This is a genomic window from Gracilimonas sp. (genome assembly GCF_040218225.1).
In the GTDB taxonomy this organism is placed as follows: Bacteria; Bacteroidota; Rhodothermia; order Balneolales; family Balneolaceae; genus Gracilimonas.
Map to the genome: position 1 here is coordinate 476,215 of NZ_JAVJQO010000004.1, position 23,072 is coordinate 499,286.

Genomic DNA, 23,072 nt, shown 5'->3' on the forward strand with positions numbered 1-23,072 from the left:
GGAAGCTTTTTTTGTTTGTAGCTACTGTATAAATTGACTTGGCAATCTGATGTTCTGATTTGGAAAGTCATAAGTGGTTGGTGTAGTTCAGAGGTTACAATTTCTTATCTTTATATAGTAATTGAGATGTATTACCAGAGGTCGATTGACTTGTAAATCAATAAAAAACAGAGAGTAATGTCCGTTTTAGATTCTAAATACGATGTAATTGTTGTTGGCGGAGGCCATGCCGGTAGTGAGGCCGCGGGTGCAGCTGCTCAGGCAGGCGCAAGAACGCTTCTTATTACAATGAACCTGGAGGCAATCGCGAAGATGTCTTGTAATCCTGCAATGGGAGGAGTTGCTAAAGGTCAGCTTGTTAGAGAAATAGACGCACTCGGAGGTTTGTCAGGAATTGTTAGTGACGAATCTGGAGTACAATTTAGAATGCTAAACAAGAGCAAGGGACCTGCAATGTGGAGCCCACGTTGCCAGAGCGATCGCATGCTCTACGCTCAGAAAATGAGAGAGAAGCTTGAGGAAAAAGAGAACCTCTTTTTCCGTCAGGACAATGTGGTAGACTTGATTTCTGAAAATGGCGACACTATTAAAGGTGTTGTCACTCAAACGGGGCAAAAGTTTTTTGCGAAAGCGGTTGTTCTTACAACCGGCACTTTTGGTAATGGGCTGATTCATATAGGAGAAAGTAACTATGGTGGGGGGCGGTCTGGCGAAAGAGCATCCATTGGAATATCAGCTGCGCTTGAAAAGTTAGGATTTGAGGTGGGGCGCTTAAAGACAGGAACTCCTCCCAGGGTAGATGGACGTACGGTAGATTACTCAAAGTTAGAGGAGCAATTCGGGGATGAAAACCCTACAGCATTTTCATTCCTGACAGAGAAGCTTCCTTCTTTGGAAGAGCAAATGTCTTGTTGGATTGGCTATACAAATGATGAAGTACATGAGGTTCTTAAAACAGGGTTTGACCGAAGCCCAATGTTCAATGGGAGAATTAAGTCTATAGGACCAAGGTATTGTCCTAGTATAGAGGATAAAATCAATCGCTTTGCAGATAAGGACCAGCACCAGCTGTTTCTTGAACCAGAGGGGTGGAATACGTATGAGATGTATCTAAATGGCTTTTCTACTTCTCTGCCAGAAGATGTGCAGTACAAAGCCCTTAGAACAATTCCGGGTTTTGAAGAAGTCATTATGATCCGGCCCGGATACGCTATCGAGTATGATTATTTTCCTCCACACCAAATCCGGCGTTCTTTGGAAACCAAAGCGGTTAAAGGTCTTTTCTTCGCGGGTCAAATTAACGGAACAACTGGTTATGAAGAGGCTGCTTGTCAGGGCTTGATGGCTGGGATTAATGCCGCTCTTTATGTACAAGAAAAAGAGCCGTTGGTGCTTCAAAGATCAGAGGCTTACATAGGTGTGCTAATAGATGACCTTATTAATAAAGGGACCGAAGAGCCTTATCGCATGTTTACTTCCCGGGCTGAACATAGAATTTTACTTCGCCAAGACAATGCGGATCTGCGCCTCACCGAAATAGGTCATCGTATCGGTCTTGCTTCAGACGAAAGAATGCGAAGGGTAGAAAAGAAGAGAAAGGCTATCGGTAAGCTCGACGAACTGATTAAAGACTATACCGTTCGTCCCGAAGACATGGACCCAATGCTTGAAAGTAAAAATAGTTCTACCATGAGTCAGCCAATGAAAGCGGTTAAGATACTGTTGCGCCCAGAGGTTTCTCTAAAAGATATGATGGACCATGATGGCGAACTGTCCGCTTTAATTCACGACATTAGTACCGATGAAAAAGTGCTTGAGCAAATTGAGATACAGGTGAAGTACGCCGGATATATAGAAAAGGAATTTGAGATGGTTAGAGAGATGGAGAAACAAGAAAATATGTCTATTCCAGAACAGATCGAATATTCGAAAATCAAAAGCCTTTCTACTGAGGGGACGCAGAAACTCTCAAAAATTCGCCCCGAAACCATTGGTCAGGCCAGTAGAATTAGCGGTGTTTCGGCTAGTGATCTTTCTGTTTTGATGGTTTATCTAAAGAACTAATGGGTGTTTCACGTGGAACATCAAATTAAAAAAACTCCTCTAAAGATAAAAAAAGCGAATTTAACGAGGGTGCTTTATGAGGAAAACAAGGAAAAGATCGGGGAATATATAAACCGCCTTGTATGGTGGAATAAAAAGATAAACCTTGTCAGCAGAGATGTTTCACGTGAAACAATGGCCAAGCATGTAGAGCATTCATTGGTTGTCTCTCAATCAGCGCTTTTTATTAAAGCAAGAAAGGTGTTGGACTCCGGCACGGGTGGTGGGTTGCCGGGAATCCCCTTGGCAATTATCAGCCCAGAAAAAGAGGTGTTGTTAAATGATGTGGTCACAAAAAAAATAATGGCTTGCAAAAGCATGATTAGAGATCTTGGTCTGACCAATGTTGCAGTAAAGTCCGGCTCCATAGAGGGTGTTGGCTTTAATGGAGATGAATTATTGGTTTCTAAGCATGCCTTTAAAATCGATGGCCTGATAAGTTTGTTGGAGGGAAAACCCTGGAAGAAAATCGTTCTTTTAAAAGGCGGTGAAGAGGTGGGGGCAGAGATAGAAAAAATAGAAGAGCCTCTTAATATTGAAATCATAGATCTATATCCAGGCTTTGACGATTCGTTTTATAGAGGAAAGGCAATGGTAGAAATTTCTAAAAGAAGTAATTATGAATAGCTCAGAAAGAAGATTAAAACTCATGCTTTTGCTTCAGCAGCCGGGGAAACGATTAACGGTTGATGAGCTGGCCGACCGTTTTGATGTTAGTAGAAGAACTATTTTTCGAGACTTTAATGCCCTACAGGAAATAAATGTACCGGTGACCTGGGACCGGTATTCTGGGTATGGATTAATTGAGGGATATAAGGTACCCCCGTTGATGTTTACATCCAAAGAGCTTGCAACCATAATGGTTGGCTTGAATTTTGTCAAGTCACAAGTTGATCAGGGATTGGTTGAAGATGCAAAAGGAGTAGAGGTTAAAATAAAAAATGTTCTACCTGAAGAGCTAAAAGATTTTATGACATCTCTTGAGGGAAGGACAATAGTAGATCCTTACTTAAGGTTTGGCGGAAAGAAAAAGAAGGGGGGAAGCTGGTATCTGATTAGCAGTGCTATTGCCCAGCAGAAAAGATTGCAGTTTGAATACACTACCAAATCTGGTGATACCGGAATCAGGAAAATTGACCCTTACATTTTGGTTTTTTACGAGGACCACTGGAATGTAATTGGTAAATCTCATCTTCGGGGAGAAATTCGAAATTTTATACTTGAACAGGTGAATGAGGTTCAAATATTAGATGAGAATTACCAGCTTAAAAAAGAATTGGACATAGAGGCCCTTATTTTCCGCCCTGAGGAGAGTTCTCAATCAATAATACTACAGGTTCAAAAAGGCGAGATGACGCGCCTGGAGGCAAATTTGCCGGCTAAAATTTTTAAGAAAGAAGCCTCCAATTCTAAAATAATTAAGGTTGGGTTTGAGTTTGATAATCTAGACTATATCAATGAATGGTTGCTTCAGTTTGGGAATAAAATAAAAATTGAATCTCCGGAAGAGTTGATTAAAAAAAGAAAAGAGTTGCTTCGGGAAATGTTAGAAGGTTGAACTCATTTTATTTAAAGAATTAAAAAGGGCTTCATGATTATGAAGCCCTTTTTTGTTAATTCTATTTAGAGAGAGAGAGTTTAGTCTTCTTCTTCCTCGTCTCCTTCTTCTTCATTCACCACGCGGGTTACCGCTGCAATGGCGCCATCAGAGTCGAGGCGCATTATGCGGACTCCTTGGGTATTTCTTCCCATTGTGCGAATTCCTCCACAATTCATGCGAATGACTTTTCCTTTCTCGGTGATAATCATCAAATCATCCTGATCGGTTACTTCCTTAAGCGCAATTAACGAACCAGTTTTCGGGGTTATCTTAAGTGTAATCACTCCCTTACCGCCTCTTGATTGCTCTCGGTAGTCATCAACTAATGATCGTTTACCGTAACCATTTTCAGACATCGCGAGTACGGTAGCTTCATGAGTATTCTTGATGATGACCATATCAACGATCTCGTCTTTCTTATTAAGGGTCATTCCTTTCACGCCAGAAGTATTTCGGCCCATTTCACGAACGTCGGACTCGTGGAACCTTATGGCTCGGCCGTTTTTATTGGCCAGGATTACGTTGCTGTCGCCATCGGTAAGTTCGGCAGCGAGTAAACTATCACCCTCTTTAATGTTGATGGCAATAATTCCATCTCGACGGGGACGACTGTAAGCTTCAAGAGTTGTCTTTTTAACCAAGCCACCTTGAGTAGCCATAATTATTGAGTGGCTGTTAATGTACTCTTCATCTTCCAGTGTTTTAACCGGCACAAATGCTTTGATTGAGTCATCTTTATCGAGCTCAATCAGGTTAACGATAGCCCGCCCTCTTGCGAGTCGCCCACCTTCCGGAATTTCATAAACCTTAAGCCAGTAGCACATCCCTTTCTCTGTAAAGAATAGAATGTAATTGTGGGTAGTGGCCACAAATAAATGTTCCACATATTCCTCATCGCGCGTGGTTGTACCTTTCATACCTTTTCCGCCACGACGTTGTCGGCGATAGCCACTTACTGGCATTCGTTTGATAAAGCCTTTATTAGAAATGGTTACAACCACATCCTCATCGGCAATCATGTCTTCAATACTAAAGTCATCAGCAGAATGAACTACCTGCGTTCTTCGCTCATCACCATATCTCTTCTTAAGGTCGGCAAGCTCTTCCTTAATAATAGATGTTTGCTTATCACGGTCAGTTAGAATTTCACGGTAATCCGCGATCTTATCTATAATCTCTCGATATTCCCCGTCAATTTTTTCTCGTTCCAGACCAGTCAATTTCTGAAGACGCATATCCAGAATAGCTTTCGCCTGAATGTCTGTAAGAGCGAATTTCTTACGCAATTCAATGTTCGCTTCCTGTGGACTGCTTGAAGCGCGAATGGTTTTGATAACCTCATCCAGATTATCCAGGGCAATTTTAAGACCCTCAAGAATGTGAGCCCGGGCTTCAGCCTGATCCAGGTCGTACATTGTGCGGCGTATAATGATATCCACACGGTGTTCAACAAAATGATAGATCAACTCTTTGAGATCCATCACTTTAGGACGACCTCTAACCAAAGCCAGATTTATAATACCGAATGTAGTCTGCATCTGGGTGTACTTATACAACTGATTAAGTACAACCCCTGCATTTGCAGATCGCTTTAAAATAATTACGACCCGGATACCCTCACGATCTGATTCGTCTCTAACCTCAGAGATCTCCGTAATTTTTTCATCATTAACGAGCCCGGCAATTTTTTCAATTAGCGTACTCTTGTTAACCTGATAAGGGATTTCAGTGATAACAATTTGTTCTCTGTTACCGCGAAGCTCTTCCGTGTTTGCTCGGGCACGAAGCGTAACTTTACCCCGGCCAGTTTCATAAGCTTCTTTAACACCCTCATATCCATAAATAATACCTGCAGTAGGAAAGTCGGGAGCTGTAATGTGCTGCATCAACTGTTTGATCTCAATATCCGGGTTATCGATATAGGCGGTAATGCCATCAATAACCTCTGTCATATTATGAGGAGCCATGTTTGTGGCCATTCCTACCGCAATCCCTGAGGCTCCATTTAAAAGCAAGTTGGGTAACATGCTTGGGAGAACGGTTGGTTCTTCAAGGGTGTCATCAAAGTTAGACTGGTAGTCAACAGTTTCCTTGTTGATGTCAGATAAAAGTTCTTCTGAAAGGCGGTCCATGCGAACTTCTGTATAACGCATGGCGGCAGCACTATCACCATCAATGGAGCCAAAGTTGCCCTGCCCATCTACCAGCGGGTATCGGAGGGAAAAATCCTGCACCATACGAACGATGGAGTCATAAACGGCAGTATCACCATGAGGGTGATACTTACCAAGGACTTCACCAACAATACGGGCACTTTTCTTATAATTTCTGTTATGCAACATCCCCAGATCATTCATTCCGTATAAAACACGGCGGTGAACGGGCTTTAATCCATCCCGAACATCAGGAAGCGCTCTGGAAACAATCACTGACATCGAATAATCGATGTAAGACGATTGCATTTCGTCTTCAATGGTAATAGGTATAATTTTTTCTCTGGCCATAAATCAAGTAATAAAAATGGTTAGTCTGTATTCAGATTAATTAGATTAAATGTCGATGGTGGCGTATTTGGCATTTCGCTCAATAAATTCCCTGCGGGGCTCAACATCGCCTCCCATTAGAGTTGAGAATAATCGGTCTGCGCCAGCAGCACTATCAATGGTAACTTGTTGAAGCGTGCGTGTTTCAGGATCCATGGTTGTTTCCCAAAGTTGCTCGGGATTCATTTCACCAAGACCTTTATACCGGGAAACATCGAACTTCTTGCGGGTCTTTTTAAGCTCTTTGACCATTTTATCCCGCGTTTCATCATCCCATGCATACTCCAGTTCTTTACTGGTAGTAATTCTATATAAAGGAGGAGTTGCAATATAAACAAAGCCTTTTTCGATAAGCGGCCGCATATATCGATAGAAGAAGGTTAAAAGAAGTGTACGAATGTGAGAACCATCCACGTCGGCATCTGTCATAAGGATGATTTTGTGGTAACGAAGCTTCTCTAATTCAAAATCTTCGTCTCCATGCCCAACGCCGGTTCCAAAAGCGGTAATCATGGCCTGGATTTCTTTATTCTCCAGAATGCGGTTAATCTTAGCTTTTTCCACATTCAGAATTTTACCGCGAAGCGGAAGAATAGCCTGGAAACTTCTGTTTCGGCCCATTTTTGCAGATCCACCCGCAGAATCACCCTCCACCAGGTAAATTTCGCTATGCTCGGGATCTTTAATGGAGCAGTCGGCTAATTTTCCGGGAAGTCCACCCCCACTCATAACACTTTTGCGTTGAACAAGCTGGCGAGCTTTTCGGGCAGCCTCACGGGCTTCAGCAGCAAGAACTACTTTCTCAATAACTTTTTTAGCTGCTTTTGGGTTTTGCTCCAGATACTCATTCAGTTGATCGTAAACAACAACTTCAACCGCACTTTGAACCTCAGAGTTACCCAATTTTGTTTTAGTCTGTCCTTCAAACTGCGGCTCCTGAACTTTTACACTTAAAACAGCTGTCATTCCTTCCCGAAAATCTTCTCCAGAGACGGAAATTTTACTATTTGATTTGATCAGGTTGTTTTTCTCAGCGTAGGATTTGAGGGAACGAGTTAGTGCACGGCGAAATCCGGAAACATGGGTTCCCCCTTCCCGGGTATTAATGTTGTTAACATAAGAGTGCACATTTTCACTAAACGACTGGTTGTACTGAATAGCAATCTCAACGGGAACGTTATCAATTTCTCCTGTAATATGAATGGGTATATCCAGCATTGACTCGCGGTGCTCGTCAAGAAAATCAACAAAGTCTTTTACACCACCCTCATAATGATAGGTTTCTTTTTTAAGCTCTTCGTCCTCTTCCCTCTCATCGATTAATTCGATGGTTACTTCAGGATTTAGGAAAGCTAGCTCCCTCATTCGCTCAGCAATGATATCAAACTTAAACTCAACGGTTTGAGTAAAAATAGTAGGGTCGGGAGTAAAGGATATTTTTGTACCCGTTTCTTTTGTCTTTCCCTTAACAGAAAGAGGGACCGTTGTGCCTCCGTGCTCAAATTCCATTACGTGGATTTCACCATCTCGATGGATTTCAGCTTTGAAATGACTGGCTAAGGCGTTCACACAACTAACACCAACCCCGTGGAGTCCACCCGATACTTTGTAAGTATCCTTATCGAATTTACCCCCGGCGTGCAGTTTGGTAAGTACAACCTCAACTGCCGGGATGCCCAGTTTTTCGTGAGTATCTACCGGAATACCACGACCGTTATCCTGAATGGTCATGGAGCCGTCCTCATTAATAGTTACAATGATATGATCGCAATAGCCTGCAAGTGCTTCATCAATGGAGTTGTCAACCACCTCGTTAATCAAGTGGTGAAGGCCGCGCTGACCAGTATCCCCAATATACATTGCAGGGCGTTTTCGTACCGCTTCAAGACCCTCCAAAACTTGTATGTTTGATGCCTTGTAGTCGGAACCTTGTTTTTTTGCCATAATTATGGAGTGATAGCTTTGTAAGATGAGTTTATTAACGCCTGAAAATAGAGCTTACACAAGCAAAATCAAAAAAAGGTAGGGTTTTTATTGAAAATATTGGAGCTGTCGTTTCTAGGGTGAAATTCAATCGGAAAAACAACGGATGAAATGTGGATAATTTGAGAAAATGTTAATAATTAGAATTTTCATGTCTGAAAGCGTTGAACTTTGATGATTATACTTCTATCTTTGGAGTCTATTTTCATTACGAATAAACGGATTACAACGATGTCGCGAAAAGACGATATTACAGGAAAAGGAGCTTTGAACGGTTACCGTTCTTCCAAGTCAAATAATAAAACAAAGCATCGCTTTCAGCTGAATCTGCAAAAGCGTCGTTTTTATGTACCGGAAGAAGACAGGTGGGTAACACTTAAAGTCTCTGCAAAGACTGTTAGGACAATTAACAAGAAAGGAATTTCTGCGGTACTGAAAGAAGCGCGGAAAAAAGGAACTCTTATAAAAGAAGTGTAGAAAATGGCAAAAGGAAACAGAGTTCAGGTGATTTTAGAGTGTACCGAAAAACCCGGTTCATCTCGTTACGTTACAACTAAGAATCGAAGAACGACGACTGATCGACTTGAACTAAAAAAATACAACCCTGTTCTTCGTAAACATACAGTTCACAAAGAAATTAAATAACCAGAGTTATGGCTAAGAAGCAATCATTTGGACAAGAAGCATTACAAGCGAAAGCGGCTCACCGCAAAATGGCGAAGGTTATCATTTCTACCAAGAACGACAAGGGCAAGTATGCCTATAAAGAAGTGATGATCGATCAGGATAATGTGAAAGAATTTATTCAGCAGAATAAAGCCTGATAATACATTCATAATGAATATATAAGGTTACGCAATTATGATTGTGTAACCTTTTTTTTTGGTTATTTTCATCCATGGAGGAAAACATGACAATACAAGAACAGATTATTTCGGACATCAAAGAAGCAATGAAAGCCAGAGAGCAGGATAAGCTTCGGGTTCTTAGATCTTTGAAGGCTAAGTTGATGGAGAAAGAAATCAGCGAACGCAAAGATGGCGAAGCTAAATTAACGGATGAGCAAGCGGTAGAGGTCCTCATGAAAGCAGCCAAGCAGAGAAAAGAGTCCATCGAGCAGTTTGAAGAAGGCGGTAGAGAGGATCTGGCTGAAAACGAGAAAGAAGAACTCGATATAATTGAAACCTACCTTCCTGAGATGATGGATGAAGATGAAGTACGAAAAGTAGTAAAAGAAAAAATTGAAGCTATTGGTGCTTCCGGCATGCAGGATATGGGAAAGGTAATGGGTCCCCTGATGGGGCAACTAAAAGGAAAAGCAGATGGCTCCATGGTTAGTCAGATTGTAAAAGAGGAGCTTGGGGGATAACTCATGCTGATCCTTGACCTTATTATTGCTACACCGATCCTGTATTTTGGCTATAAAGGGGCTGTAAACGGATTGGTAAAAGAGGTGCTCAACATCGTAGCCATTATCCTCGCTGTTTTTCTCACATTTAACTACCTGGATGCCTTTACAGGAATCATAGCCCCACTATTTGAGGAAGGCGCTTCTTATGTTCCATTTGTGTCTGGGGCGATTCTTTTTATCGGTACAATCGGCATAGTTGCATTAATTGCTTATGGCACAAAAGAGCTGTTGAAAGCCGTTAAGTTAAGCATGGTAAACCGTATTCTTGGAGCTACTTTTGGTGCTTTGAAAAGCGGCTTGGTGGTTAGCGCAGTTTTATTACTTCTGGCAGGATTTAATGTGCCGGGCGAACAGGCCAGAAATGATTCTTACTTGTATCCGTATGTAATTTACTTAGCTCCTTTAACTTATAATGGGGTTGCCTTGGTGTATCCCGGAGCTGAAAATTATACCGAAACGTTGAAGTCGAACATCAGCGATCACAACCCATTAGAAAACATTCCATTCTTAAACGATAACTCAGATAATTAGATGTCATTTTTACCTGTTGAGGAACAACTGGAGATTATCCGACGAGGAACGGTAGAAATTGTTCCCGAAGAAGAACTCATTGAAAAACTAAAAAAATCTAAAAAGAATAATAAACCGCTTAAAATTAAGCTTGGGGTAGATCCGACTCGCCCTGATCTTCATTTGGGTCATTCTGTGATCCTGCGGAAGATGAGGCAGTTTCAAGATCTTGGTCATGAAGTTATCCTGATTATAGGTGGTTTTACTGCCATGATTGGCGACCCAACCGGGCAAAACAAAACCCGGCCGCCACTTACATTAGAAGAGGTACAAGAGAATGCCAAAACCTATATCGAGCAGGCTAACAGTATTCTGGATGAAAGCAAGCTTACGCTAACCAATAATAACGACTGGCTGGGAAAGATGGACTTTATGGATGTTATAAAGTTGTCGTCAAAATTAACCGTCGCCAGAATGATTGAGCGGGATGACTTCTCAAAGAGATTTGAAAAAAATGAGCCCATTTCCTTGCACGAGTTTTTATATCCGCTAGCACAAGGTCAAGACTCCGTATATTTAAAATCTGATGTTGAGTTGGGTGGAACCGATCAGAAGTTTAACCTTCTTGTCGGCCGGCAGCTTCAGAAAGAAGATGGACAAGAACCCCAGGTTTGTCTCATGATGCCTTTATTAGTTGGTACAGATGGCTCAGCAAAAATGTCCAAATCCTATGACAACTATATCGGGATAAATGAAGAACCCAATGAGATGTATGGAAAAGCACTTTCTATACCGGACGACCTGATTTACACCTACTATGAGTTGGTTACCGATGTGGAAACATCACAGCTTCCTGCTATCAAAGAAAAAATTGAGAAGGACCCGCGAAATGCAAAGCATGATTTAGCCTTTACTATCGTACGCATGTACCACGGAGAAGAAGCGGCTAAAGGCGCAAAAACGCATTTCGAGCAAACGGTTATTAATAAGGAAGTACCTGATGATGCTCCGGAATTTTTCTTTGAAACGGGTAAGGAAACCCGGCTCTTGGATATAGTGGCAGAAACCGGATTTTCACCAAGCAATGGAGAAACCAAGCGAATGATCAAACAAGGTGGTATCAGCATCGATGACAAAAAAATTACCGACAAAAATCACTCCATCACTTTTACAGAAGGGGATGAATTTGCCCTGAAAGTCGGGAAGAGAAACTTTGGAATTTTAAAAGCAAAGTAAGTCGGTTTGATTAAAATCAGTTCGTACAATGTAAACGGAATTCGCGCAGCACACCGAAAGGGTTTTATTGATTGGGTTGAAGAGAGTAATCCCGATATTATTTGCATACAAGAGCTTCGGGCGCTGGAAAAACAAGTCCCAAAAGAAGTTAAAGAGCTTGGGTTTCATGAGTATTATCATGTAGCTGAGAAAAAAGGATACTCCGGAGTCGCTATTTATTCCAAAAAAGAACCCATCACTGTTAAAGAAGGCCTTGGAGTAGATTGGGTAGATAGTGAAGGACGTGTGATTATGGCCGAATTTGAAGATTTTCGCGTGTTTAGTATTTATGCTCCCAGCGGAACAACCGGCGATATCCGACAGGATATGAAGATGGATTTTCTGGACAATTTTATCCGGTTTGGGAAGAAGATTTTAGAAGATGATAAACCGGCTGTTTTTTGTGGGGATTTTAACATCTGTCATACCGAAATTGATATCCACAATCCCAGCAAACAGCACAATACTTCCGGCTTTCTTCCTGAAGAAAGAGCCTGGGTTACTGATTTTTTAGAAGTCGGATATGAGGATGTATTTCGTCAGCTTCATCCGGGTAAAAAAGACTTGTACAGTTGGTGGAGTTACCGGGCAGCGTCGAAAGAAAGAAACAAAGGCTGGAGAATTGATTATCATCTGGCAACCAACGAATTAGCCGAAAAAGCAAAAGTGGCTGAAATAGAAAAAAAGTGGGATATTTCCGATCACGCTCCGGTAAGCATCACATATGATTTGTGATCGAACGATGTACAAGGGGATAAAGTTTGGCTTTATTGAATAGGTGATAGAAATATGGGAACACATTACGACGGCACAGAAGAAGAAAAAACAACGCTGAACGCATTCATAAAAATAATGCGGGCAACGGAAAGCATGAACGGCCGTCTTGCCCGGCACCTGTCGGAAGCAAATTTAACCGTTAGCCAATTCGGCACGTTAGAAGCGCTACTGCATTTGGGTCCCCTCAACCAAAGAGAGCTTGGTCAAAAGCTACTGAAAAGCGGTGGTAACATTACGCTCGTTATTGATAATCTTCAAAAAAATGGATTGGTCGAAAAGAAGACCGACCCCAATGATCGCCGGGCTGTAATTATTAGTCTTACTAAGAAAGGAAGGTCTTTTATTGAAGAGTTTTTTCCTCAACACTTGGAAAAAATAAAAGAAGAATTCAGCTGTCTGAATATCAAAGAAAAAGAACAGCTTGCCGGCCTTTGCAAAAAACTGGGTAAGAAACCGGAGTAGTTTTTTTGCTATTTAATTAAGGTAAATGATTTTGTTTCCATAAAATCATCTGCTTTCAACCGGTAAAAATATACGCCGCTTGCCAAATCAGAGCCATCTAAAGTGACCTTATAAGTGCCGGGATTATGAAGCTCATTCTTTAAAGTGGAAACCAGCTCACCTAACACGTTATAAACCTTTAGAGAAATAACTTCTCGATTAGGAACAGTGTACTGAATCTGTGTAGTAGGGTTGAAAGGATTTGGATAGTTTTGAGAAAGAGAAAAGGTGTTAGGAATTTGAGATTGATCCTCAATGGAAACAGCTTTAGGAACGCCGTACTGAATTTTTATAGCATCAGCACGAAGCACCCGGCTCGAGCTGTTGGATTCCACATTTTTAACGACAATAGCCAAGGTATCTCCTTCAATAAATGACCAGCTTCCAATATCCCTCCAGGTACTGCTTTTTTCATTCTGATTTAAAACCGCAGAACCACGAAAATTACCATTTTGATAAACAGAATATAGGGCTTCGTTTGATGCATTTTCAGTTTCAGGTACAATCATAGACAAATGATGCGTGCTTGTCTGAGAAACAGGATATTTAAAAGTTGCTGATGCATCCGGATTATAGCCAATGTAACGACTGCTATTTCCGTAGGCCTCCGTAACACTGGTTGACCACTCTCCGGTTTCACTATACAGATCAGACTCATTGTCGATAACTACTTCCTCAAGCTCTTCACCGATATAAGCTATCTGAAAAGCATCTGCTCTTAACACCTTACTGGGTTGGTCTTTATCCGGAACGGAAATGAGAACGGTGACTTCATCTCCACCTTCAAGAAATTTCATATCCAAAGTAACCCAGTTGCCGCTTCCTAAGTTTTGATTAATGCGATAGGTTTCGATGGTTTCTCCATTAACTATCAGTTCATAGTCAGACCGGACAGCACTGTTTGTTGCTTTGGGAACAATAAAAGAGATGTTGTAATAACCAGCCTGTTCTGCAGTTGTAGTGAAAGTTGCGGATGGGTCTCCGGTTCCCTGAACAAATGCATATCGACTTGTTTGGCCATAGGCTTCAGCAGAACTGTAATTCCAATCACCGGTCTCAGTGTAAAATTCACGATCTTCATTGTCCACAATTCGGAAATAATCACGGAATTCCACTTCGTAGTGTTTGGATAAAATCGGGTTAACAGGGTCATCACTTTCTATATGCAAAGTATCATTTACCAGTGTCGGAATAGAAGAATTTAGTGTAAGGGATAAAAATTTTGTAGTGTGAGCAGAGATGGCAAAGGGGAAATCAGAATCAAAATTCACAAATTCTGAATTCCATGAAATATCATTGACAGTCAGTGTTTCGTTGCCACGATTGGTGATAGGAATTTGTACTTCAGCAGGTTCATTTATAACCACTTCCCGAAAATTGAGTTTACCGGCTGGGAGCTGTAATTGTCGTTCTTTAACTAATGCGCTGTATTTTACGACATCAGCTCCAAAGTTAAGTGGGGTTTCTGAATCATTATAAGCAACAATTTTGGTCGTAATTTCTTCACCTTCCGAAACAGAAATCATATCTACAAACAACCACTGATTAGGGATGAGGTTATCAAGTTGCTTTTCTGAGACGTTCATTCCTTCAATTGAAAGAATTGCTTTTATATTTGTTACCGGGTTTTCAACATCAGGAATGCGAATATAAACTTGTTGCTGATTATTTGTTTGGGCGGCATCAAACTCGGGAACGGTAGCAGACCATGAAGCTGAAACAGAATCTCCGGGTTGAATTGAAAACTGCTCAAAGTCCTGCCCCCAGATATGGTTCACTGATGAAAATAGCACGGTTTGGGATGATCCTGAAGAAGAGTAACCATTGTCTGAATTATCTATGTATATATCATCAGGAAGAATATTTGTAATTTCGGTCTTCAAATTTCCTACAGTATCGGTCACAGCTACAGCAAATTTGGCATCCTTGATAAGACTTATTTCTTCTTTAGATACCCATCTATTATTTCCAATCTGATCCATAGACAGAATTCTGTACTGATCATATACATCTTTAACAGCGACGAAGGGAGTAGTCTGAAAAATGGGCTCTTCAGTTATTACTTCCAATTTATATGTATCACCAATAAAGTCGGAGTATGGCTTTACGGTAATATTTGGCGCAGTAGTATCTGCAGTCCCAATAAAATCCTGCATAGCATCAACGGCGGTTGAGAAATGAAAGGGAACATCCGGATAATCTTCGGCTACTTCATAAATCAGTGCCAGGCTCTGTTCCATGTTGCTGAGAAAAGCAGGTTCAGCTAAGTGTCCCCATATGGCTGCAACCTGTGTAGTACCCGCTTTGGCCTGCTCAAAAATCTGCCTGACTTCACCTTCAGTAAGTCTTAGAAAATAGCGGGAACGTGTATTCCAGCCCCTGTTTCCTCCTCCAACCTGGTAATCTTCTTCGCTGGGTTGAAATGGAACAAAATCGAGCGTTGCATGTCCCCAATCGATAAGATTGTCGATAGGCTCAACAGTAGGATTTGTTTCAACGGGGGAATTATTGTGCAGGCTGAAGGGAATCCATTTGTTTAAGGTAGACTGCCAGGCGTTATCCATATAATGCCAGCCACTACGGAAAGAAACAGGAAACATATCCTCTTCAATCAGGTGCTCAGCCAATGTAAGCATGAAGTCCTCTTTAACCTTGTTGAAATCATCAGTCTGATTCCAATAATATATTCCGTCTCCATTCACGTCCGACCACTCCCAGGTGTGGTAGTGAAAAGTCATTTCATCACCGAGCTCTTTTACCTTTTCAGCATGGTATTTTTGCATGAGATGGATTGACATAGTACTTCCAAGAGGCACATTGGTGTTTGTAGCATATCGGTAAAGAGAGCCCCCCTGCATCCACCAAGTTAACGGCAGGGAATTCCCATATGAGTCTTTGAACTGATCCCTGTATGCTTGCTGCATCACCAGTGAGGCATTTCCTGTTGGGGAGGCAAACAACTCAAAGCCGGAATTATTATAAAGGCTCGTTTTATCATTTACGTTTATACCCGGCGTGGACGTATCTGATCCATAAACAAAGTGAATGGGGGCGGGGTCAGTTTGTGCTAAACAAAAAACTGAAATGGAAACAAATGAGAAGAAGAGGAAAGCTTTTTTAAACATAATAAATCCAAGAAGGTTTGCTCTTTCCGCTAACTTACATGGATACCTTAGAAAGGTAAAACCGAATTACAAGATTTTAAGGCTTGATAAAGCGGGTGTTTACTTCTTTACCGACTCGTATATAAAGTAAGGGGGGATATTCTTCCAGCAAAAATCGGTAGTGTAATTATCAAACACTTCCGTTAAAGGCTTTTTTAGATGACCGGAAGTCTGGTAAGCCAGAAAAGAACCCTTGGGGCGTAATACCTGCCGTGTTTTATCAAGAATATTAATCTTCATTTCCCAATCGAAAAAGGAGAAAGGGATACCTGAAACCACGTGATCAACAGCCCCGACTACCTCTTCGGGTAAAAGATTCATAATCTCTTCTACACTTTCATGAAAAACGGTAATCCGGTCGTCGTCAATTTCACTTAGCTTAGCAAAAAAGTTATCATTGGTTTCAAAAACGAAAAGTTTCGAATCAGGTCTCATCTTCTTTAGAAAATGCTTGGTGAAAACACCCGTTCCACCGCCATATTCCACAAGAGTATTTGTAGTACTGAAATCAATGTGTTCGCAAAGCTTCCGCACACAATATTTAGAAGAGGGAGTTATAGAAGCAACATCTTTATCGGTTGCAAATGATTTCAAAAACGTAATGGTGTTTTTCATTGGTAGCTATAATTCTTGTTCTAATTGTGCAATTTGATCCCGAATACGAGCGGCCTCCTCGAATTCCATATTCTTAGCAGCATGAACCATGGTTTCCCGCAAATGTTCTAGGAGCTTGTCCTTATTTTCGAAGGTTACTTCTTTCATTGCAGGACTGGCTTTATACTGAATGCCATCCTCAGCAACTTTAATAACTTCCAGGGCCTGTTCGTCGGCTTCCTCATCTTTCTGAGCAAAGTCAAAACTATTATTGGAAATCAATGCTGGATCAACCAATGGCTTCAATTCCTTCTTGATGGTTTCCGGTGTAATACCATGCTTCTCATTATATTCTTCCTGTAGCTTGCGTCGCCTTTTGGTTTCATCAACCACTTTCTGAATGCTGTTGGTCATCTTATCTGCATATAAAATAGCTTTTCCGCCAACATTACGTGCAGCTCGCCCAACAATCTGAAACAAAGAGGTTTCTGAACGAAGAAAACCTTCTTTATCTGCGTCCATGATGGCCACTAAACTAAGTTCGGGAATATCAATTCCCTCCCGAAGCAGGTTAATACCAACAAGTACATCAAAGTCTCCGCGGCGGAATTTATATAAAACTTCGATTCTTTCAAGAGCATTTAACTCACTGTGCATATAAGCTGCATTTATCCCAAGGTTCTTGAGATATTCACTTAACTCTTCACTTAACCTCTTGGTTAGAGTAATAACCAGAACACGCTCTTTCTTCTTAACTTTCTCCTGAATTTCAGCGAGCAAGTCATCAACCTGATTCCCCAATGGCCGAATTTCAATTTCAGGTTCCATAAGGCCGGTTGGACGGATAATTTGTTCCGTGTAAACACCGCCGGATTTTTCAAGTTCATAATCACTTGGAGTGGCGCTTACGAAAATAGCCTGGTTGATTAAACCTTCCCATTCATCAAAGGTAAGAGGACGGTTGTCTAAAGCGGATGGGAGACGGAACCCATGTTCCACCAGCTCTACTTTTCGGGAGCGGTCTCCACCGTACATTGCTGAAATCTGTGGAACAGTTTGGTGACTTTCATCAACCACCACCAGGAAATCATCCGGGAAATAATCGAGCAAACAATAGGGACGTTCACCGGGTTTTCTTGCACTTAAATAACGGGAATAGTTTTCAATTCCGGAACAGTATCCAATCTCCTGAATCATCTCTATATCAAATAAAGTGCGCTGTTCAATACGCTTGGCCTCAAGAAACTTTTCTTCATCAATCAAGACCTGGCGCCTCCATTCCAGTTCCTCCCGAATTTGTTCTATAGACTGTTCTAACCGAGACTTTGATGTGACATAGTGTGAAGCAGGGTACACGCGAAACTCTTCAACAGAATCGTGGACGGTGCCGTCATTGACATCAAAAAGCTGAAGGGATTCAATTTCATCTCCCCACTGTGTGATACGCAGACCCTCATCGGAATAAGCCGGATATACATCAATTACATCACCCCGAACGCGGAATGTGCCTCTTTTGAAATCCAAATCGTTCCGATTGTAGTGCAGATCCACTAAATCATAAAGAATAGTATTCCGGGGTATTTCCTGCCCTTTCTTTAGAGTAAGGATTAGCTTTTCATATTCTGAAGGAGAGCCGATTCCAAAAATACAGCTCACAGAGGAAACAATAATTACATCGCGCCGCCCTGATAGTAATGAACTCGTAGCGCGGAGTCTCAACCGCTGGATTTCCTCATTAATAGATAAATCTTTCTCAATGTATTTATCCTGAGTTGAGATATAGGCTTCCGGCTGGTAGTAATCGTAATAAGAGATAAAAAACTCTACGCGGTTTTCCGGAAAGAAGTCACTAAGCTCGCGATAAAGCTGTGCTGCCAAAGTTTTGTTGTGGCTCATCACCAATGTTGGCTTCTCCACATTCTCAATCACGTTAGCAACTGTGCGGGTTTTCCCAGAACCGGTAATTCCAAGTAACGTCTGGAATTTGTCGCCCGCATTAATGCCTTCCGTGAGTTCGGCAATGGCATTGGGCTGATCGCCCGCGGGTTCATAAGGAGAGTGAAGTTTAAATTGAGCCATAATTAGCTTTTAAAGGTACAAACTGTGATGTAACTTAGGAAACAATAACTGTGAAAAATTAATGCCACTAAATAACTAAGCCACTAACCAAGAAATCTTTTTGTGTTTTTGAGCTTTTGTGGCCAACAAAACGACGCCGAATGTCACATAGACATAAAGATTTAGAATCGCCCCGAAAGCGAATTGACGAAATTGACGAACAGATCCTGGACCTATTATCCGAGCGAGGTGAAATAGTACGTGACGTCATCAAACGAAAAGTAAAAAACCAGCTTCCGGTTTTTGTACCTGCCAGAGAAGAAGAAAAGTCCAGGGCATTCAAAGAACTGGCCAGAAAAAAGGGTATAGACCAGGAGTGGGCAGAAGATTTTCTGAGGATGATTATGACGGCTTCCAGAGCTACACAGTCCCAGGAAACATTTCCTATCGCTACAGAAGAACCCAAACATATTCTTTTTATAGGCGGTGAAGGGGGGATGGGAAAACTGTACAAACGTATTGCTGATCAAACAGGTCACCGAACCTATTCCATAGACAAGAAAAACTGGCATGAACTTGAGGAAATGTCACAAAAGCTGGATATGGTCATCGTTACTGTACCTATTAATGTAACCGAAAGTGTAATTGAACGATTAAGTGGCCGGCTTAAAAAGGAAACGATACTGGCCGATTTCACCAGTAATAAATCAAACCCTATACAGGCAATGCTGGAAGCCCATGAGGGGCCGGTGGTAGGACTTCACCCAATGCATGGGCCCGATGTTCAAAACCTGTCGAAGCAGCTGATGGTTTTTTGTGATGCCCGGGATGGAGAAAAGGCAAAATGGTTTAAAGATCAGTGCGAACTTTGGGGAATGCGGGTTATACAGGCAGACCCTGAAAAACATGATCACGTGATGCATCTGGTTCAGGGGCTTCGTCACTTTGTAGCGTTACTTCATGGTTCGTTTATGGAAGAATACGACCTGAAACCAGCCGATATGCTCGATTATTCATCCCCAATTTACAGGGCAGAGTTAATGATGACGGGTCGAATTTTTGCACAGGATGCAGAGCTGTATGCTGACATCGTGTTTGCCAACAAAGAGCGCCGGGATTTGCTGCTTAAGTTTTTTGACCATCACAAGAAACTCGTGAAGATGGTAGAGAACAATGATCGGGCAGGATTTATTAAAGAGTTTGAAGGGGTTACGGACTTTTTTGGAAAGTTTGCGACTCAGGCACTTACAGAAAGCGGATACCTGATTAATCGACTTGCAGACCGGTTTGCCTGAAAAAATGTTTTATTCGGTTAGATTTCTGATATTAATTCAGTGATCATAACAAATAAAACAGTCTATGAAGGTTAAAACCATATTATTGTTGTTTGCGGCTTTTTATTTAACAGCTGCGGGCGCAAAAGCTCAAGAGAGTTTTGTCTTAAATGAACCGACTTCCTTACATCAAAAAGTAACGGCTGATCAAGAAAAGTTTTTCTTTTCATTAAATGAAGATGTGCTGGAAAACCCTGATTTCACAAAAGGAGCACGTTTTATATTCGAGACAAGTAATGGGGCACGGGAGTTTATTATAAACAGGAAAACAGAATACTTTCCCGGTTATACTTCTGTAATTGCATCGAGAGAGGGGCAGAAAGAGAATTTATTTTCCTTTACTTATTATAATGGGAGGTTGAGCGGTATTTATCATGAATCTCATAACCAAACGATGTTGTTGGGTTATGATGAGAAGACCAAGCTCAACTATCTGTCAGCTTCAAAAGACGCTGAAACGGTGGGGCTGGTTTGTGGCGTTCACAATGGAGATCGATCTTTGTTAACCCCACCCAGAAAGTTTGCTGCTTCAAAATTAAGCCGCCAAAAAGCCACCAAAAAAGCCGGAAAATCTCTTTTATATGGCTCTGAAGACGATAGTGTTACCATAGATATAATGTTGGTGTATACAGATGCTGCTGAAACCTGGGCTTTAACTTCTCCCCAAGGTGATATAAACGGTGTGATGGCACAAGCTCTCAATCTTTCACAAACAGCCCTGAACAATAGCAACGCAAAAATCAACCTGAGGTTGGTACATACTTATAAAACCAGTTATGACGAAGAAAATGATGGTGTAGATTCTAATGATCGATTAAGGCGGTTTACTCAAAACCCTGATAACCCCCAGTTTGAAGCTGAATATGATGGTTATATGGAAGAGATTCATGACCTAAGAGATCAACACGGTGCGGATATTGTTTCTCTGATAGTTAGAATAAGCGATACGGGAGGCTTGGGCTGGAGGCTGGGGAGCTCCGGCGGTGAAGAAGCGTATGCATTTAATTTGAACCGTGTACAGCAGGTGGCCGGCGGATATACATTAATTCATGAAATAGGGCATAATATGGGAAATGCTCACTCGCGCACGCAAGATGAATCAGCAGCAAAGGATGCAGGAGGGTTATATCATTACTCTGTTGGTTATCAGGATTCTACAAATGACTTCTATACCATTATGGCCTACAACAATACTAAAGGAGGACAGGTCCTGAATAGTGCACCTGTTTTTTCAAGCCCGGGTTTAACCTTTCAGGGTCATTCGGCGGGAACAAATAATTTTCAAACACCAGAAGACAATGCGCGGAGTATGAAGGAAATAAAATGGAGCATCGCATCGTATCGCCCGTCAGTAGTTGATGCCCCTGTTGCCTCTGTATCTGCGAATGAAATAGAAGTAGAAATGAACCGTGAAGATGAATTTACGGCGAGTTTTGATATTTCTAATTCCGGGAATAGTGGATTGATGTGGAGTGCAGACTTTGACTTTATTTCTAAAACAGTAGAAAAACCGGTTCAAGAGCAAAAGGAAGGAGTAAAGCCCATTTTACTCAAGAATCCAATACAAAGCCCGGCAAACTTTTCGGGGACCATGAACCGCCAGAAAGCACATTTGGCTGAGTCTGTTTTATATAACACATCTTTTGAGAGTAATGAAGGCTTTTCAAACGGCTCATATTCAGGACGGTCTGAATGGCGGGCGCTTTCAGATACGGAGTTCATGATTTCTGGTGTAGCACCAAACACTGGAAGCCAGCACCTTAGATTGGCGTACGATGGAAGCGGAAGCACTCAATTTATAGCCTCGCCATTTTTTGGGTATCAGCTTTTTGGTGAATACGAAGTAACTATCAATTTTTTGATATCGGACATCAACGAGACATACGATTTTTATATTTTTGACGGGAAAACGGGGGGGTATTCCGCGGGTGTAATAATAGACTCAGGTTCAATTTTTACGTTCGACATTGGCGAACAGGGAAATCTTATTTTTCCTTATTCCGGTCAAGACATAACTGCCAACTCTTATCAGGAATTAAGGATTGTGTATAATACAGCCAATGAAACCATAGATTACTATTACAATGGCGGACTTATTGCACAAAATGATTATCTGAATGGTTTTACTCCCGGGGTAATTCAGGTTTTACATAGAAACCAGGTCTCTGGAGCGTACATGGATGTGGACGATATTGAAGTTAAACAGCTGGATGCGCCTTATGAATGGCTTTCAGTTCCGTCTATGAGCGGGGTTGTATTTGAAGGAACATCCGGGCAGGTTGAATTGACATTTAATACCGAGGGAATTTCAACCGGCACGTATGAAACTCTTCTAAAGATAACTACAAACGACCCAAACAACCCTGAATATCAAATACCGATAACGTTAACGGTAAACGATGTTGTTTCTAATGAAACTGAGCAGATCCCACATAAAATTACGCTGAATCAGAATTATCCCAATCCATTTAATCCCTCAACCACTATCAGGTTTAATCTGTCAGAAGCTCAGGAGGTGAGGCTGGAAGTATTTAACATGCAGGGCCAGAAAGTCGCTACACTTTTAAATCAGAAAAAAAATCAGGGCGAACATAAAGTTTTATTCGATGCGAGCAGTTTATCAAGTGGGATTTATGTGTACCGGCTAATAACGGCCTCACAGATGCTAACCCGCAAAATGGTTTTAATAAAATAAGATGAAGAAAATTTATCAGACCCTTATGGTTTTGATAGCAGGTGTAATGCTGCTTTCATGTGGAAAGAAAGAACGGGAAGAAGCAACGCCAGCTCCGGCAGAGTCGCAGATATCTCAAGAGGCTCATAAAGATTCTACTTCAGCCGAAAAGTATTACTTCGGCATAGACAGGGATTTTTTAGGTTCTTTGAAACAGGGAGATACTTTCGAGATTGCAACGCGAAATCAGGAAATGATCTATAAACTAAATGTCCGCAGAGTACAGGAAGCCATTCCGGGAATAACGTCCATTTCTGCAAATGTAGAAGACACAAATACGGGACTTGCCACACTTTTATTCAGGGACGGAAAGTTAACCGGGGTATTGGATATATATAAAGGTGGTATAAAATATAGGGTTCAATACGATTCTTCAGAAAGCACACATTTTCTACAGGAGATACTTCCTGAAGAAATGGATGCTCTTGAAGGAGGGACACCATTGTCTCCCCGGAAAGGGATGAAATAAATTAACTGAAGGAGCA

At 41.5% G+C, this 23,072-nt stretch carries 19 protein-coding genes; 14 read left to right on the forward strand and 5 right to left on the reverse strand.

The features are described 5' to 3' along the window. Positions 1–177 precede the first annotated feature (177 nt). From mnmG to RIB15_RS06170, 3 genes are read left to right on the forward strand one after another with little or no spacing between them, the layout of a single operon-like run. A complete protein-coding gene (gene mnmG / locus RIB15_RS06160; RefSeq protein ID WP_350201275.1) occupies positions 178–2,064 on the forward strand; it encodes a tRNA uridine-5-carboxymethylaminomethyl(34) synthesis enzyme MnmG in 1,887 nt (628 codons plus the stop codon). A 12-nt stretch (positions 2,065–2,076) separates the two neighbouring features. Next, positions 2,077–2,730, forward strand: coding sequence for a 16S rRNA (guanine(527)-N(7))-methyltransferase RsmG (locus tag RIB15_RS06165; RefSeq protein WP_350201276.1), 654 nt, complete (start codon positions 2,077–2,079; stop codon positions 2,728–2,730). After that, a complete protein-coding gene (locus RIB15_RS06170) occupies positions 2,723–3,661 on the forward strand; it encodes a helix-turn-helix transcriptional regulator (RefSeq protein WP_350201277.1) in 939 nt (312 codons plus the stop codon). The genes RIB15_RS06165 and RIB15_RS06170 overlap by 8 nt, the downstream gene beginning before the upstream one ends. Before the next feature lie 80 nt (positions 3,662–3,741). On the opposite strand, the gene gyrA is transcribed toward RIB15_RS06170, so the two are convergent. After that, positions 3,742–6,207, reverse strand: coding sequence for a DNA gyrase subunit A (gene gyrA / locus RIB15_RS06175; RefSeq protein ID WP_350201278.1), 2,466 nt, complete (start codon positions 6,205–6,207; stop codon positions 3,742–3,744). Positions 6,208–6,252: 45 nt separating this feature from the next. Continuing rightward, entirely contained in the window at positions 6,253–8,190 is a 1,938-nt protein-coding gene (gene gyrB / locus RIB15_RS06180) for a DNA topoisomerase (ATP-hydrolyzing) subunit B (protein WP_350201279.1), read from the reverse strand. Between the two features lie 270 nt (positions 8,191–8,460). Here gyrB and rpmB point away from each other — a divergent pair, with 270 nt between their 5' ends. The 8 genes from rpmB (at position 8,461) to RIB15_RS06220 (ending at position 12,664) form a co-directional block, all read left to right on the forward strand. Next, positions 8,461–8,706, forward strand: coding sequence for a 50S ribosomal protein L28 (gene rpmB, locus RIB15_RS06185; RefSeq protein WP_350201280.1), 246 nt, complete (start codon positions 8,461–8,463; stop codon positions 8,704–8,706). A 3-nt stretch (positions 8,707–8,709) separates the two neighbouring features. Further along, positions 8,710–8,874: a 50S ribosomal protein L33 gene (rpmG, locus tag RIB15_RS06190; RefSeq protein WP_103664281.1), complete on the forward strand. Its 165-nt coding sequence runs from the start codon at positions 8,710–8,712 to the stop codon at positions 8,872–8,874. A gap of 8 nt (positions 8,875–8,882) precedes the next feature. Beyond that, positions 8,883–9,053 carry a DUF4295 family protein gene (locus RIB15_RS06195; RefSeq protein ID WP_350201281.1) on the forward strand — a complete coding sequence of 57 codons (171 nt, stop codon included), beginning with the start codon at positions 8,883–8,885 and terminating at the stop codon, positions 9,051–9,053. An 86-nt stretch (positions 9,054–9,139) separates the two neighbouring features. Continuing rightward, on the forward strand, positions 9,140–9,598 hold the full coding sequence (locus RIB15_RS06200; protein WP_350201282.1) for a GatB/YqeY domain-containing protein: 459 nt from the start codon (positions 9,140–9,142) through the stop codon (positions 9,596–9,598). Between the two features lie 3 nt (positions 9,599–9,601). Further along, positions 9,602–10,171 (forward strand): CvpA family protein, encoded by a 570-nt coding sequence (locus RIB15_RS06205; protein ID WP_350201283.1) that lies wholly within the window; start codon positions 9,602–9,604, stop codon positions 10,169–10,171. Next, positions 10,172–11,386, forward strand: a complete 1,215-nt coding sequence (gene tyrS / locus RIB15_RS06210; RefSeq protein ID WP_350201284.1) for a tyrosine--tRNA ligase — start codon at positions 10,172–10,174, stop codon at positions 11,384–11,386. A 9-nt stretch (positions 11,387–11,395) separates the two neighbouring features. Further along, the gene (locus tag RIB15_RS06215; RefSeq protein ID WP_502881339.1) at positions 11,396–12,160 is read left to right on the forward strand and encodes an exodeoxyribonuclease III; all 765 of its coding nucleotides are present in this window, start codon (positions 11,396–11,398) and stop codon (positions 12,158–12,160) included. 54 nt (positions 12,161–12,214) lie between these two features. Further along, on the forward strand, positions 12,215–12,664 hold the full coding sequence (locus RIB15_RS06220) for a MarR family winged helix-turn-helix transcriptional regulator (protein ID WP_350201286.1): 450 nt from the start codon (positions 12,215–12,217) through the stop codon (positions 12,662–12,664). An 8-nt stretch (positions 12,665–12,672) separates the two neighbouring features. Here the strand turns inward: RIB15_RS06220 and RIB15_RS06225 are convergent, their stop codons facing one another. The 3 genes from RIB15_RS06225 to uvrB all read right to left on the reverse strand — a co-directional run bounded on the left by RIB15_RS06225 (position 12,673) and on the right by uvrB (position 18,540). After that, entirely contained in the window at positions 12,673–15,828 is a 3,156-nt protein-coding gene (locus RIB15_RS06225) for a T9SS type A sorting domain-containing protein (RefSeq protein ID WP_350201287.1), read from the reverse strand. A gap of 99 nt (positions 15,829–15,927) precedes the next feature. Further along, a complete protein-coding gene (locus RIB15_RS06230) occupies positions 15,928–16,482 on the reverse strand; it encodes a class I SAM-dependent methyltransferase (RefSeq protein ID WP_350201288.1) in 555 nt (184 codons plus the stop codon). Between the two features lie 6 nt (positions 16,483–16,488). After that, complete coding sequence (gene uvrB, locus RIB15_RS06235; RefSeq protein WP_350201289.1) at positions 16,489–18,540, reverse strand: excinuclease ABC subunit UvrB; 2,052 nt, start codon at positions 18,538–18,540, stop codon at positions 16,489–16,491. 140 nt (positions 18,541–18,680) lie between these two features. Between uvrB and tyrA the strand changes: the two genes are divergently transcribed. The 3 genes from tyrA (at position 18,681) to RIB15_RS06250 (ending at position 23,056) form a co-directional block, all read left to right on the forward strand. Next, positions 18,681–19,814: a bifunctional chorismate mutase/prephenate dehydrogenase gene (tyrA, locus tag RIB15_RS06240; RefSeq protein ID WP_350201290.1), complete on the forward strand. Its 1,134-nt coding sequence runs from the start codon at positions 18,681–18,683 to the stop codon at positions 19,812–19,814. Positions 19,815–19,878: 64 nt separating this feature from the next. After that, positions 19,879–22,548 carry a zinc-dependent metalloprotease gene (locus RIB15_RS06245; protein WP_350201291.1) on the forward strand — a complete coding sequence of 890 codons (2,670 nt, stop codon included), beginning with the start codon at positions 19,879–19,881 and terminating at the stop codon, positions 22,546–22,548. Between the two features lies 1 nt (position 22,549). Beyond that, positions 22,550–23,056, forward strand: a complete 507-nt coding sequence (locus tag RIB15_RS06250; RefSeq protein WP_350201292.1) for a protease inhibitor BamI-like protein — start codon at positions 22,550–22,552, stop codon at positions 23,054–23,056. Positions 23,057–23,072: the final 16 nt, after the last annotated feature.

What these genes read in the sequence shown, in the direction of transcription:
- RIB15_RS06245 (WP_350201291.1), top strand. Translation starts at nt 19,879, where the DNA reads ATGAAGGTTAAAACCATATTATTGTTGTTTGCGGCTTTTTATTTAACA.
- uvrB (WP_350201289.1), bottom strand. Translation starts at nt 18,540, where the DNA reads ATGGCTCAATTTAAACTTCACTCTCCTTATGAACCCGCGGGCGATCAG.
- RIB15_RS06230 (WP_350201288.1), bottom strand. Translation starts at nt 16,482, where the DNA reads ATGAAAAACACCATTACGTTTTTGAAATCATTTGCAACCGATAAAGAT.
- RIB15_RS06170 (WP_350201277.1), top strand. Translation starts at nt 2,723, where the DNA reads ATGAATAGCTCAGAAAGAAGATTAAAACTCATGCTTTTGCTTCAGCAG.
- RIB15_RS06250 (WP_350201292.1), top strand. Translation starts at nt 22,550, where the DNA reads ATGAAGAAAATTTATCAGACCCTTATGGTTTTGATAGCAGGTGTAATG.
- RIB15_RS06225 (WP_350201287.1), bottom strand. Translation starts at nt 15,828, where the DNA reads ATGTTTAAAAAAGCTTTCCTCTTCTTCTCATTTGTTTCCATTTCAGTT.
- tyrA (WP_350201290.1), top strand. Translation starts at nt 18,681, where the DNA reads ATGTCACATAGACATAAAGATTTAGAATCGCCCCGAAAGCGAATTGAC.
- gyrB (WP_350201279.1), bottom strand. Translation starts at nt 8,190, where the DNA reads ATGGCAAAAAAACAAGGTTCCGACTACAAGGCATCAAACATACAAGTT.
- RIB15_RS06205 (WP_350201283.1), top strand. Translation starts at nt 9,602, where the DNA reads ATGCTGATCCTTGACCTTATTATTGCTACACCGATCCTGTATTTTGGC.
- RIB15_RS06200 (WP_350201282.1), top strand. Translation starts at nt 9,140, where the DNA reads ATGACAATACAAGAACAGATTATTTCGGACATCAAAGAAGCAATGAAA.
- tyrS (WP_350201284.1), top strand. Translation starts at nt 10,172, where the DNA reads ATGTCATTTTTACCTGTTGAGGAACAACTGGAGATTATCCGACGAGGA.
- gyrA (WP_350201278.1), bottom strand. Translation starts at nt 6,207, where the DNA reads ATGGCCAGAGAAAAAATTATACCTATTACCATTGAAGACGAAATGCAA.
- rpmB (WP_350201280.1), top strand. Translation starts at nt 8,461, where the DNA reads ATGTCGCGAAAAGACGATATTACAGGAAAAGGAGCTTTGAACGGTTAC.
- RIB15_RS06220 (WP_350201286.1), top strand. Translation starts at nt 12,215, where the DNA reads ATGGGAACACATTACGACGGCACAGAAGAAGAAAAAACAACGCTGAAC.
- mnmG (WP_350201275.1), top strand. Translation starts at nt 178, where the DNA reads ATGTCCGTTTTAGATTCTAAATACGATGTAATTGTTGTTGGCGGAGGC.
- rpmG (WP_103664281.1), top strand. Translation starts at nt 8,710, where the DNA reads ATGGCAAAAGGAAACAGAGTTCAGGTGATTTTAGAGTGTACCGAAAAA.
- RIB15_RS06195 (WP_350201281.1), top strand. Translation starts at nt 8,883, where the DNA reads ATGGCTAAGAAGCAATCATTTGGACAAGAAGCATTACAAGCGAAAGCG.